This window comes from Gilliamella sp. App2-1 (assembly GCF_001690255.1).
Classification (GTDB): Bacteria; Pseudomonadota; Gammaproteobacteria; order Enterobacterales; family Orbaceae; genus Gilliamella; species Gilliamella apicola_G.
This window is the reverse complement of sequence record NZ_LZGR01000022.1, coordinates 91927-105724: the sequence shown is the minus strand read 5'-3', so window position 1 is coordinate 105724 and position 13798 is coordinate 91927. Positions and strand designations below refer to the sequence as shown.

The window sequence follows — 13798 nt, the reverse complement described above, 5'->3', positions numbered from 1 at the left end:
TTTAAGAGGGTTATATTATGGCATTATCAATTATTGCTATTATTTTAGTGATAGTTATTGCCTTCCTAGCTGGTATGGAAGGTATTTTAGATCAGTTTCAATTCCACCAACCATTAGTGGCTTGCTCTTTGATTGGACTTGTCACCGGTAACTTAGAAGCAGGCGTTGTACTGGGTGGCTCGTTACAAATGATTGCTTTGGGCTGGGCCAATATCGGTGCGGCGGTAGCTCCTGATGCTGCACTGGCAGCTGTTGCCTCATCCATTATTTTAGTATTAGGTGGTCAAGGTGTAGCTGGCGTATCAACAGCCATAGCGGTTGCTATTCCACTTGCTGTTGCTGGGTTATTCTTAACCATGATTGTGCGAACTATTGCTGTTCCTTTAGTACACATGATGGATGCTGCAGCAAAAGAAGGCAATATTCGAAAAATTGAATGGTTACAAATTTTAGGTATCTGTTTACAAGGTTTACGTATCGCTTTTCCCGCAGCTGCTTTACTGTTCATTCCAGCTGAAACAGTTAAAGAAACATTAAATGCAATGCCTGAATGGTTAACAACAGGCATGGCAATTGGTGGGGGTATGGTTGTTGCTGTGGGGTATGCGATGGTGATTAATATGATGGCTAACCGTGAAGTATGGCCATTTTTCATTATTGGTTTTGTTGTTGCTGCAATATCGCAATTAACTCTCATTGCACTCGGTGCTTTAGGCATCGCATTAGCATTAATTTACCTTAGCCTTTCTGAACGTGGTAATTCTTCAAATGGAGGAGACAAAGGCGATCCTCTTGATGATATTTTAAATGATTACTAGAAACTTGGAGAAAAAAATGACTGATAGAATTCAATTAAGCAAAAAAGATCGTTTAGCCGTTGCTTGGCGTTCGACTTTCCTCCAAGGATCTTGGAATTATGAACGTATGCAAAATGGTGGTTGGGTTTATTCAATGATCCCTGCTATCAAAAAATTATATACTACCAAGGAAGATCGCTCTGCAGCGCTTAAACGTCATTTAGAATTTTTTAATACTCACCCTTATTTAGCTTCTCCAGTACTAGGTGTAACACTAGCGCTTGAAGAAGAACGAGCAAATGGTGCAGCTGTCGATGATGTGGCAATTCAAGGGGTAAAGGTCGGTATGATGGGACCATTAGCTGGTGTGGGTGATCCTGTATTTTGGTTTACCGTGCGCCCAATGCTCGGTGCGCTTGGTGCTTCACTTGCACTTAGTGGTAACATTATGGGACCTATTTTATTCTTTTTACTATGGAATATTATTCGTTGGAGTTTTATGTGGTATACCCAAGAATTTGGGTATCGTACTGGTTCTAAAATCACCGATAATTTATCAGGAGGATTACTACAAAAAATCACCAAAGGCGCTTCTATTTTAGGGATGTTTGTCCTTGCAGCGCTAGTACAACGGTGGGTATCAATAAAATTTCAACCTGTCGTATCTTCCGTCAAACTAGACAATGGTGCATTTATTGATTGGAATACCTTACCAATAGGTGCTGAAGGTATTCAAAAAGCACTCATTGAGATGCAAAGTGGGCTATCACTCACTCAAGAAAAAGTCACCACTTTACAAAATAACTTAGATCAATTGATACCTGGGCTAATGCCACTACTACTAACATTTTTCTGTATGTGGTTATTACGTAAAAAAGTATCACCAATTTTAATTATCGTTGGTTTATTTATAGTGGGTATTGCAGGACATGTCATTGGACTTTTATAATTTCAAGCGTTAAATAAAATATAATAAAAGCATAATTTATAAATTAAATTATGCTTTTATTATTAATAATTTTTGCAAAAACAATTAGCAATTTTATGGCTTATCAAATCATAAAAAACAATTATATTAGCCCTATTTTTTAATATGGAAGTCACATAAATGGTCCAATCATTAAACACAAAAATAGACCTAACCGTTAAAGCCACATTTTTTACCACTTTTACCGAATATGGACAAATTATGATTGGCGATAAAGCATTCGAGTTTTATCATCAACATGATCCTCGCAAATATATCCAAATTCCATGGGATGAGGTCGATTATGTGATAGCATCTGTACTATTTGGTGGTAGATGGATACCGCGTTATTCAATCCAAACTAAAAGAAATGGTACTTTTACCTTTGCATCTAAAGAACCTAAAAAAACGTTAAAAGCGATTCGGGGTTACGTTGACAGGCAAAAAATGGTCAGATCACTAGGTTTCTTTGACGTATTAAAACGCGCTTTTTTGCCAAAAAAGAACAAAAATTAGTATTACCACACAATCCTAATGATGAATAAATTAAGTATCAAATTAAACCACCTGTTTTATAATATCTGTTGGTTTACACTTAAATTAAATAAATCATAGCCAGTATTATTTTTATCCATTCTTTTCTAATTTAGCTTAAAACAAACAATATTACATCGCATCGCTAATAAACAGTCATTGCACTTTTTACTAGAAAGAGTATAATTCTGGGGCTTTGATTTTGTCCATGTTGGGCAGAAAAAAGATTATTTTTTAATTTAAGAGGATGTTATGGTAACTATTCGTTTAGCTCGTGGTGGCTCTAAAAAGCGCCCTTTTTATCAAGTAGTTGTCACTGATAGCCGTAACCCACGTGATGGTCGTTTTATTGAGCGCGTTGGCTTTTTTAATCCAATTGCACAAGGTAAAGCGGAAGAATTACGCTTAGATCTTGATCGCGTAAATCATTGGGTTGGTTTAGGTGCAACTGTTTCTGATCGTGTTAATGCACTAATCAGACAAGCACAAAAAGTTGCTTAATTTAGTCATTAAAAGTCACTGTAATGATGAATACTGAGAATCTTATTATTGTTGGTAAACTTGGTTCAAGCTACGGCATTCGCGGATGGCTCAGGATTTTTTCGTTTACAGAATTTCCAGATAGCATTTTTGATTACACACCTTGGTATATCCAACGTGCAGGAAAATGGCAAGAAGTAATCGTAGAAAGCTTTAAACCGCATAATCATGATATGATTGTGAAACTTAAAGGTATTGATGATCGTGATCAAGCAATTGCATTAACCAATATCGAAATATTTGTTGATGCAGAGCAATTACCATCACTTAACAATGGTGATTATTATTGGAAGGATCTCATTGGCTGCCGAGTAAAAACAATTAACGGTTATGATTTAGGACAGGTAACAGATTTGATGGAAACCGGTTCAAATGATGTATTAGTGGTAAAAGCAAATCTAAAAGATGCATTTGGTGCAACAGAACGTTTAATCCCTTTTGTTGATGATCAATTTATAAAACAAGTTGATTTAACAACAAAAATGATTGTAGTCGATTGGGATCCAGCTTTTTAATTGGTAAGGTAAAACTATGTGGATTGGCGTAATTAGCCTTTTTCCCGAAATGTTTCAAGCTATTACCTGTTATGGCGTAACTGGTCGAGCCGTTAAAAGCGGACTGTTAACAGTAGAATATTGGAACCCGCGCGACTTTGCGCATGATAAGCATAAGACTGTCGATGACAGACCTTATGGTGGTGGACCTGGCATGTTAATGATGGCACAACCACTTAAAGATGCAATTCATGCAGCAAAAGCAGTGGCTGGTAACGATACAAAAGTGATCTATCTTTCCCCACAAGGGCGCAAATTAAACCAACAAGGTGTTTGCGAATTGTCACAAAAGCAAAAATTAATTTTGATTTGTGGACGATACGAAGGCATAGATGAACGCGTTATCCAAACTGAAATTGATGAAGAATGGTCAATTGGGGATTACGTATTAAGTGGCGGTGAATTACCGGCGATGACCATGATTGATGCATTAGCAAGGTTTATTCCTGGCGTGTTAAATCACCAATCATCGGCACAAGAGGACTCTTTTGCTAACGGTTTACTTGACTGTCCACACTATACTCGGCCTGAGGTGTTAGATGGAATGGCGGTGCCTGACGTATTAATGTCTGGTCACCATGAAGCGATTCGTCGCTGGCGATTAAAACAATCACTAGGACGAACTTGGTTAAGAAGAGAAGATCTTCTTGCAAATCTAGCTCTGACTGATGAAGAGCAATGTTTACTCGCTGAATTTAAACGTGAATACAGTGACAAACAAGGCAATTAATATTTCAGTATAACTAGTAAGAGATAATATTATGAAAAATGCAATTATTCAGCAATTAGAACAAGAACAAATGAAGAAAGACATCCCGTCTTTTCGCCCTGGTGACACGGTTGAAGTAAAAGTATGGGTTGTTGAAGGTAATAAAAAACGTCTTCAAGCTTATGAAGGTGTTGTCATTGGAATTCGTAATCGTGGTTTACACTCTGCATTTACAGTACGTAAAATTTCGAATGGCGAAGGTGTAGAACGAGTATTCCAGACTCACTCACCAATTGTTGATTCAATTACTGTGAAACGTCGTGGTCAAGTACGTCAAGCTAAACTTTACTACTTACGCGAACTTCGTGGTAAAGCGGCTCGTATCAAAGAGCGCCTTAACTAATTTTTATTGATTATCAATAAAAATATCAGATTAAGATGGTCACCTTTGTGGTGACCGTTTTTATATATAAAAAATATAATTTCAATCCAACAATAATGGTTAGCAAAATTAAAGCAATTTTTTTAATAATGTAAAAGGTGGTGCAATGGTTGACTATATTTTTGCAATTTTGTCTACAACAGTAAAATTGTTTGCATTAATGACACCGCCTGCGGTTTTGAGTGCATTTTTAAGTGGCACAAGACAATATGATGAACAACTTAGGCGCAAAATAGCCCTAAAAACATCATGTGCGGTATTTATCATCGGTATTGTTCTATTCTTTTTTGGCAATACCATGTTTAGCGTTTTTGGTTTTACCCTTGATGCATTTCGAATTGGTTCGGGAGCATTATTATTTATCACTGCGGTGTCGCTAATGAATGATTCGCCAGAAAAAAACAAAATTAGTAGCGATGATGATATTAGTGTTGTCCCACTAGCAATTCCACTGTGTATGGGGCCTGCTTCCATCGGTACTATAATTGTTATGGGAACAAGCTCAATTGGCATTATACCGAATATGATTGGTGCGATTTCATTATTCGTTGCATCAATGGGTATTTATATTATGTTGTTATGTGCAAAAAGTATTGCGAAAGTTTTAAAAAACACCGGTATTGCTATTTTATCAAAACTAACTGGGTTACTGATATCAGCCATTGCCGCACAAGTAGTTTTTACGGGGGTATCGGCTTTTTTAAAATAACAAATATAATGGAAAGCATTTCATCAGAATTGTAGCAAGTAATTATATTAACGATTTGAGATAAAAATAAAACCAAATGTAATCACCTAAACTGATTCATTAGGTGGTTACAAATAGTTGAGACAATAAAATTAATCCAAAGTAATTGTTATTGCAGGATTGCGTTTTTTATAGAAAAAATAAGAAACTAGAATAATTATCACTAAAACTACTTCTGAGATGAAAATAAAATGACCCGACTCACCAAACCAAACCCCAATAATAATCAAAATATTAACAATAATAGAAACAGATGCAAGCCAAGGAAAGAGTGGGGATTTAAACTTTATCATTTCTTTGGGATATTTACCCCTATTTACACCCTTGCGGAATCGATACTGACACAAAGCAATAATAATCCATGCAAAACAGCCTACTTGTCCGGTTCCTGCTACTAAATAAATATACAATTTTTCAGCGGCAATATATTTCGAAAATAATGAAACTAACGCAATAACTGCAATAAATAAAATACCTTTTGTAGGCACGCCTCGTTGATTGACTTCGGAAAAGTATTTTGGAGCTAAATTATCTTGCGCCATAGACCATAGCATTCTTGAACTGGCATAAATGGCTGAATTAGTTGCTGATATTGCTGCACAAAAGATCACAAAAAGCATCGCATACGAAGCAAATGTAATTCCCGCTTTATTAAATACCCACACAAATGGACTAATTTCAGAATGCATTGTTCCATACGGGTAAACGAGAGCTAATACAGCAATAGCTAGGATATAAAATAGAATAATACGGAAAGCCACACCAGTAATAATTTTGGGTAACACTGACTGTGGAGATTGCGCTTCGCCAGCTGCATTACCAATTAATTCAACTCCTTGAAATGAGTAAGTCACGATAGTCATACACACAAATATGGCTAAAAAGCCATTAGGAAACCAGCCATTTTCTGTTTTGAATGTTGGTAAAACATGAGTTTCGGTATACTGATGATAAAGTAAATAAATTCCTACCCCAATAAAAGCAATAATCGCGAGTACTTTTATGGTTGAAAACCAGTACTCACTTTCGCCAAATGCACGAACAGAAGTTAAATGTACTGAAGTGATAACAATTAAAATTAACAAACTAAAAAGATAAATAGGAATTGAAGGAAAGGCTTGGTGAGCAATCATTGCGGCGGCAGTTAAATCTGCAGCCATAGACAATACCCAACTTAGCCAATATAGCCAACCTATGGTATAACTCCAAATTGGATTTGGAATAAACATCAACGCATAGTGTTGAAATGAACCAGCATGAGGAAATGCACAAGAAAGTTCTCCTAAACATAGCATAGTTGAAAGCATTATGCTTCCCGCCATTAAATAAGCAATAATGGTTCCTAATGGTCCAACGATGCTCAGTGGAGCTGCAATACCAATAAATAATCCGGTCCCAATTGAACCACCTAATGAAATCATCAACAAATGACGATTTTTTAAGTTTTTCTTTAAGTTACTGCTGGGATAAGGGCTTTCTTGTGATTCAGATGTTGTCATATAAACCGCCTAGTAATTAATAAAAACTGCTGGTTGCCCAGCAGCTAACACAAATTAATAAATAAACCGTTTTTCTACACCATTAGTTTGACAAGCCATTAGCAAGGCAGTGTAATCGAGCTCAAATCCAATCATATCGCCAACACAAAGGGTTTGAGCAACATCTTCAATGTCGACCAACGTATGATCACTAGTTTGTCCCAATATAGTAATATCATCATTGATAGGTATACAATTTTCGGCTGGCACATCTTGACGCCCAAAAGCCAGCAAGGCTCGTTTACGTATACCATGATCAACAAAGGTTTTACTATTTAAAAATGCATCTACACCTAACTCACCAACAGGCACTGTCGGTTTGCTATTGAGTTCAATGATTTGCGCATATAATTTATACATATTACTACATGCCTTATCAACAGGTTTATTTGAATGATGAAATTCGTCAAGATATTTCATATCCACATATTCAATACCAAACTCGTGTAAACCACCAATTCTCAAATGATTCAATCCCTCTGGCCAAATACCTTTGTCCAATAAGTGGTAACTAGTACAATTACCGGCCGATAAATATTTTATCTTAATATTACAAGACTGCTCTACTTTACGCGCTATATTTAAAAAGTCTACTCCATTTTTAACCGTTGGCAGCACCGTACCATAGCAGTTAAAGTTAGTGCCAAGTCCATAGAGCTCAACACCTGGTAAAGAAAGAATGAGTTTTACCATATCAATAATTTCCTCAATATGTTCAAACCAAATCCCTTCTCGTAAATCCCCCATATCAACCATTAATAAAACTTGATGAACTTTTTGTTGTTTAACCGCTTCATCAGAAAGTGCTTGAATTACTGCTTTTTCGCTGTTTAAACTAATATCAGCATATTTAACAACATCGCTGATCTCGCTTAAACAAGGACTGCGTAATAAGCAGGTTTTACAACCTAAAGCATCTTTTAATTTCTTGAGATTATAAGTTCTTGACTCAGCAATCACATCAATCCCACCTTCAAGTACTGCTTTAGCCGTTTCAACGCAACCATCAAAGACTTTGTTAACTGCCATAACTTCAATACCGTGTTTAGCTAATAAATCTTTTTCAACACGAGCATTGTTTCTTAATTTACGTAAATCAATTTCTAATATAGGTTTGTACATAATTTTACCCCTCTATATATTATTACTACTGCAAACGATTACGTTTTTGTGCTCGATAATAGATCCATTCAGCTAAACCAATGGCAAGTACTGCCCCACCAACAATTTTAGCAATATACTCAACATATCCCCCCATATCAATTTGTGCAGGTGGAATAAACACTAATATCACAGCAAATAGAGTAGATAAGAACCCAAGTGCTGGTAATACAATTGGCATCACTTTACCTGGAATTTTAAAGCTACGCGGTACATCCGGTTGAGTAATACGTAAACGATAATAAGCAATAAACATTACCAAGTACGGAATAAAATAACAGATTGTCGTTAATGCGGTTAACATCCAATATGCTGCAGCAATACTTGGTGACACAAAGGTTGAAAAACAAAGTACAGTTACAATAATGGCTTGAATAATTAATGCAAAGGCCGGCGTTTTATACACTGGGTGTAAGCGCCCAATACGTTCGCCAAGTAAATTATCTTCTTTTGATGCTTCTTGTAACATATAAATTGGACCAACTAACCATGAGTTAATTTGACCTAACGCACCAAAAAATAGACAAATAGCCATAACAGGTAATAACCAAGGCATATGTAATTCTTTAGCTGCGGCTTCCATCGCCTGCATAACACCCGCTACAATATCAGTATCGGCTGCTGGTAATAAAGTATTAATTGCCCAAGTACCAATCATATAGATACCCACAATCACAATTGCCGACACTGCCATAGCTTTAGGAAAATCACGTTGTGGATCACGTGTACGTCCAGCGATCATCGGTGCCACTTCAAGCCCAGCAAAAGCAAACATCATGCTTGATAAAAATACAATAGTATCCCAGTTACTTAAATCGGGTAACCAATCACTGACATGACTATAGCTTGTCGCCATAGGATGCCCCGTCAACAACCACACGATAGCTAAGACAATAATAATAGCAGCAGGAATAAATACACCAAGCCATGCACTAACACTATTAATAATCTTAGTCCATTGCATTCCTTTGATATTCATCAGTGTCAAAATCCAGAATACCACCATAGATCCTACACCAATAAATACTTGATTCTGAGCTAACTCGGCACTAAACATGTACCCAATTGCCGTAAAACCAAATTGCAACATTAACGGGAAAAATAGCACACATGAAAACAAGAAACATACTACAACAATCCAACCAATGCGTTTACCAAAAGCCTCTTTCACCCATACAAAAATCCCACCATCTTTTGGCCAGCCAGTTGAAAGCTCACCACAAACCATCGCTAATGGGAAAAATAGACAAAATGCAGCAAGTAGCCAAAGTACCATTGCTGACGCCCCATATGGAGCAACATTGGGAATCTGACGTAAACTTAGTATCGCAATGACATTCATAAACACAATGTCTTTGATACCAAGTAAACTTGAATCTTTAGAATCACTCATAATAACCTCGTATTATAATATCTGGAGCATAAAATGCCCCAGATAATTGATGATTAGTATATGTCGTATCCAACCATATCTTCGTAAGTATCTTCACGACGAATTAATCTATCTTTGCCGTTTTTATCGATCATGACAACCGATGTGCGAGGACGATTGTTATAGACTGTTTGGCTTTCAATGGTGTAAGCACCTGCATCTAAGAAAGCAACAATATCACCAACTTGCGTGTCTTTTGGCATTAAGAACTCTTCACCTTTCACACCAACATGATAATAGTCGCCCCCATCACATAAAGGCCCTGCTAGCTTAATATATTCGTCATGTGCTTCATTGATTCTTGAAGCATTATAAACATAGAAGAACCAATCAAAATGCTGACTATCAGATAAAACGCTATAACCTGCATCAACAAATTTCCATTCAACATGCTCTTCAATGTTGCCGTCTAAATCGTAATTGGTTTTACGCTTTTCACAGGCAACTTCGGTTACAAGCACTCCCGCTGAACCAGTTACTTTACGACCAGGTTCAATACAAATTTCAACATCGGTGCGCCATTTGTGTACTTCGCTAATCACTGCATCAGCAAAGTCTTGTGCGGTTATGCCTGCATACATATTATCTTGCAATGGATTACCATTTTCTTCGTCATATTTATATGGAACAGGAATCCCACCACCAACATTGATTAAATCAAATTTAATGCCAAGTACTTCTTCTAAACGACGTGATTCATCAACTAATACTTTAGTTGCCTTTGCAAAAGGTTCTGCTTCGGGCACTTGATCCCCAACATGCATATGTAAACCACGTAAATGTACATAAGGCATATCCAGAATTCGACGGCAAGTCTCTTCTGCTTGTTCTAAATCAATACCTGATTTAGCATGATAAGCGGTTACTAATTCTGCATGAGTCGCTGATGGTACATTTGGCTCAACGCGCACACACACATTTGCCACTTTTTTCAAGCGCCTCGAAATTTCATCAATTATATCAAGTTCGTATAAGCTATCTACGTTAATAATATACAGATCATTTTGGATAGCAAACTCTAAATCCACCGGTTTTTTAACCACTCCATTGAACACTATTTGGCTACCACTAAAGCCGATTTCTAAACATTTACGTACTTCAAACATAGAGTTTGCTTCCGCATAAATACCAGCATCTTTAATGGCTTTAAGCACGCCCATTACAGAACAAGTTTTTGAAGCATAGAAAATTTTTGTATTCGGATGAGCCTTAAATGCATCTTTAATTTCTTGTACATTACGATCAATTTCTTTTTCAGAAAACACATAAAAAGGAGTCGGATATTTTTTTGCTAACTCTTCTAAATTAACGCCATCTAGACATAATTTACCGTTTTCAGCACTGAAACGGCGATCTTTAGTTACAAGATCTGTGCGTAATTTGTTATAATTTGACATAATTGTGTCGGACATATGACCTCCAGTTGATTAGTACATAAAAAGTACAAAAAATAAAAAATGGTTTCTCACATATACAGTGCAATCAGCATGCCAACTTAATAAACACAAATAATCAATACTTTAATAAAAACAGCACAAGTGAAAATTTAGTCATTTAGTATAAAATACGTTTTTATGACAAAAATTTGTCATTTTTATATGATTGTTGAAAGGGTTTAAATTAAATTTGACTAAATTTAGCAAATAATCCAAATCTTAAAAGGTACTAATATCATGACCATTGATCCTGAATTATTACAAGCATTGGAAATATTTAAACATTTTTTTGATTTAATCCATCAACCAATAGCTATCATCGATAAAAAAGGCAATTATATTTATTATAATCAGGAAAGCGAAGAACTTGATGGCTACCCAAAGGAACAAGCAATTGGCAAACCAATGCTTGAGGTTTATCCTAATTTAAAAAAGGAAGACAGTACGATGTTGCAGGCCTTGCAACTCGGTAAAGAATATCAAGATAACTACCAATCTTATTATAATCATGTTGGCAAGGTGGTTGATTACTTGCATACCACCGTTCCGCTTTATAATGAGAAAAAAGAGATCATTGGTGCAATTGAAATAGGTCGAAATCTATCTACTGTTCGACACCTACAAGATCAAGTTTTGAAACTAAACAGTAAGTTATATCATAATAAAGAGCAACCATTACCCGATATTGTTTTTGTTTCGGAAAAAATGCAGAAAGTTATTGATCAAACCAATATGTTAGGGCGCAATGATGTTCCAGTGTTAATTGTAGGCGAAACAGGGACAGGTAAAGAGCTATTTGCACGTTTAATCCACCAAACAAGTCAACGCCGTGACAAAGCGTTCATCTCTCTCAACTGTGGTGCGTTACCGACTACATTGATTGAAAGTACTCTATTCGGTACGGTCAAAGGCGCATTTACGGATGCTGAGAACCGTCAGGGTTATTTAGAACTCGCTAACGGCGGCACTTTATTTCTTGATGAATTAAATGCGATGCCACTTGAAATGCAGAGTAAATTATTACGATTTCTACAAGAAAAAACCTATTGGCAATTAGGCGGTAATAAAGAAATGCATTCTAATGTCCGTATTGTTGCTGCCATGAATGAACCACCAACAGAACTCTTAAAAACAGGTAAAATGAGAAGTGATTTGTTTTTTCGATTAAATGTTGGTTTAATTAAACTGCCCGCTTTACGTGACAGAACAGAAGATATTCCCGTTTTAGCACGTTATTTTATTGATAAACATAAAAACGATGTCAATGTCGCAATTAGTGGTATCAGTGAACATGCACTACAACAATTAATGTCATCCCCTTGGCCAGGTAATGTGCGTATGCTTGAAAATGCAATTGTCAGAAGCATGGTATTACAAAATAAATCAGGTGAATTACAACATATTACCCTTGACGAAGAGCTTTTTGAGCTTAACAGTTCATTTTCTCAAGACAATGAGGCTCATAAGCCTGATAAAACACCTATCAATACATCTACTCATGAAAACAACTTAACTGAACAAGTTGAGAGCTATGAACGGCAACTTATTATTGATGCATTAAATCAAGCTAATGGCAAAATTATCACAGCGGCAAAACGATTAAATATTTCACGCACTACGTTACAATATAAGGTCAAAAAGCATCATATTCATATGGGGGTAATTGATGATTAACTTCTTCATCATTAAAGAATTATCAATTAAACGCTTGAGCGCATGCAAATGCACTGCTCCATGCCCATTGAAAATTATAACCACCTAACCATCCTGACACATCAACAACCTCACCAATAAAATAGAGGTTGGAGTGCGTTTTAACAGCCATAGTTTTGGATGATAGCGCATCAGTACTTACACCACCGAGAGTTACCTCGGCAGTACGATAACCTTCTGTCCCATTTGGAGTAATGCACCAGTGTGTTAAAGTATTATACAAGTCTTGCTGTTGTTTAGGATTTAGCTGCTTAACCGTTATGTCATTTATCAACTTCAGTTGTATTAATACTTCAATTAGCCTTTTCGGTAAAATCTGTGCTAAGCAATTTTTTATAGTTTGATTACGATTTTTTTCTAATAATAGTTTAAACGATGATTCAAAGGTTAAGTCCGGTAATAAATTGATTGTAATTGGCGAACCTGCTTGCCAATAACTCGATATCTGCAAAATAGCAGGTCCTGAAAGCCCTCGGTGAGTAAATAATAAATTTTCTTTGAAGCTGATTCTTTCATTAGATACTTCAACTGGTACTGCAATACCAGACAAGGTTGATAACACATCAAGTAAAGGTTTATGCAACGTAAACGGAACAAGTCCAGCTTTTACAGGCACAACGGGAATAGCAAATTTTTCGGCAATTTTATAACCAATTGAAGTCATACCGAGAGCTGGCATAGATAAACCACCGGTTGCAATAATAAGATTTTCACTATTAATAATGCCCCGTGAAGTGTGTAATTTAAATCCTAGCCCATTAGTATTAATATCTTCAACTTGGGTTTGCATCATAAAATTAACATGGCCTTTTTGACACTCGTTTAATAACATATCAACAATATCTTGCGCTGAATTATCGCAAAATAACTTTCCATGATCTTTTTCGTGATAGGCAATACGATAGTGATTCACTAATTGAATAAAATCCCACTGGCTAAATCGTTTTAAAGCCGATTTACAAAAATGCGGATTGCCAGAAATATAATTACACGATTCAACCGTTAAGTTAGTAAAATTACATTTCCCCCCACCAGACATTAAGATTTTACGTCCTCGTTTTTTACCATTATCAATCACGGTAACATCGTACCCTTTTTGTCCGAGTAAACCTGCACAAAAAAGTCCGGCGGCGCCAGCACCTACAATTGTAATTTTAGTTTTCATTATTGATAGATTAAAAATAAAAGATAACAAATTATAACAGTATACAATTGTCACTCATAGTG

General features: G+C 36.2%; 14 protein-coding genes. 9 read left to right on the top strand and 5 right to left on the bottom strand.

Going from position 1 to position 13798, the window contains the following annotated elements; translation table 11 throughout:
• Positions 1-17 precede the first annotated feature (17 nt).
• From A9G22_RS03115 to A9G22_RS03080, 8 genes are all read left to right on the top strand, one after another.
• Positions 18-818, top strand: a complete 801-nt coding sequence (locus tag A9G22_RS03115; RefSeq protein ID WP_065587517.1) for a PTS mannose/fructose/sorbose transporter subunit IIC — start codon at positions 18-20, stop codon at positions 816-818.
• A 16-nt stretch (positions 819-834) separates the two neighbouring features.
• Complete coding sequence (locus A9G22_RS03110; protein ID WP_065587516.1) at positions 835-1746, top strand: PTS system mannose/fructose/sorbose family transporter subunit IID; 912 nt, start codon at positions 835-837, stop codon at positions 1744-1746.
• 159 nt (positions 1747-1905) lie between these two features.
• Positions 1906-2280 (top strand): DUF956 family protein, encoded by a 375-nt coding sequence (locus A9G22_RS03105; protein ID WP_065587515.1) that lies wholly within the window; start codon positions 1906-1908, stop codon positions 2278-2280.
• A 270-nt stretch (positions 2281-2550) separates the two neighbouring features.
• The gene (gene rpsP, locus A9G22_RS03100) at positions 2551-2799 is read left to right on the top strand and encodes a 30S ribosomal protein S16 (RefSeq protein ID WP_065587514.1); all 249 of its coding nucleotides are present in this window, start codon (positions 2551-2553) and stop codon (positions 2797-2799) included.
• A gap of 23 nt (positions 2800-2822) precedes the next feature.
• Complete coding sequence (rimM, locus tag A9G22_RS03095) at positions 2823-3353, top strand: ribosome maturation factor RimM (protein WP_065587513.1); 531 nt, start codon at positions 2823-2825, stop codon at positions 3351-3353.
• 16 nt (positions 3354-3369) lie between these two features.
• Positions 3370-4122, top strand: a complete 753-nt coding sequence (gene trmD, locus A9G22_RS03090) for a tRNA (guanosine(37)-N1)-methyltransferase TrmD (RefSeq protein WP_065587512.1) — start codon at positions 3370-3372, stop codon at positions 4120-4122.
• Between the two features lie 31 nt (positions 4123-4153).
• Positions 4154-4504: a 50S ribosomal protein L19 gene (rplS, locus tag A9G22_RS03085; protein ID WP_034913735.1), complete on the top strand. Its 351-nt coding sequence runs from the start codon at positions 4154-4156 to the stop codon at positions 4502-4504.
• A gap of 145 nt (positions 4505-4649) precedes the next feature.
• Positions 4650-5252, top strand: a complete 603-nt coding sequence (locus A9G22_RS03080) for a MarC family protein (protein ID WP_065587511.1) — start codon at positions 4650-4652, stop codon at positions 5250-5252.
• Positions 5253-5383: 131 nt separating this feature from the next.
• Here A9G22_RS03080 and A9G22_RS03075 read toward each other — a convergent pair whose 3' ends face one another.
• From A9G22_RS03075 to lysA, 4 genes are read right to left on the bottom strand one after another with little or no spacing between them, the layout of a single operon-like run.
• Positions 5384-6790 carry an amino acid permease gene (locus A9G22_RS03075; RefSeq protein WP_065587510.1) on the bottom strand — a complete coding sequence of 469 codons (1407 nt, stop codon included), beginning with the start codon at positions 6788-6790 and terminating at the stop codon, positions 5384-5386.
• Between the two features lie 54 nt (positions 6791-6844).
• Positions 6845-7951 carry an alanine/ornithine racemase family PLP-dependent enzyme gene (locus tag A9G22_RS03070; protein WP_075508337.1) on the bottom strand — a complete coding sequence of 369 codons (1107 nt, stop codon included), beginning with the start codon at positions 7949-7951 and terminating at the stop codon, positions 6845-6847.
• Between the two features lie 25 nt (positions 7952-7976).
• Complete coding sequence (locus tag A9G22_RS03065) at positions 7977-9383, bottom strand: APC family permease (RefSeq protein WP_065587508.1); 1407 nt, start codon at positions 9381-9383, stop codon at positions 7977-7979.
• Positions 9384-9436: 53 nt separating this feature from the next.
• Positions 9437-10834, bottom strand: coding sequence for a diaminopimelate decarboxylase (gene lysA, locus A9G22_RS03060; RefSeq protein ID WP_065587507.1), 1398 nt, complete (start codon positions 10832-10834; stop codon positions 9437-9439).
• Between the two features lie 258 nt (positions 10835-11092).
• On the opposite strand from lysA, the gene A9G22_RS03055 reads away from it, so the two are divergent.
• Complete coding sequence (locus tag A9G22_RS03055) at positions 11093-12532, top strand: sigma 54-interacting transcriptional regulator (RefSeq protein WP_141669954.1); 1440 nt, start codon at positions 11093-11095, stop codon at positions 12530-12532.
• A 22-nt stretch (positions 12533-12554) separates the two neighbouring features.
• Here the strand turns inward: A9G22_RS03055 and A9G22_RS03050 are convergent, their stop codons facing one another.
• Positions 12555-13736, bottom strand: a complete 1182-nt coding sequence (locus A9G22_RS03050; RefSeq protein WP_065587505.1) for an NAD(P)/FAD-dependent oxidoreductase — start codon at positions 13734-13736, stop codon at positions 12555-12557.
• Positions 13737-13798 lie beyond the last annotated feature (62 nt).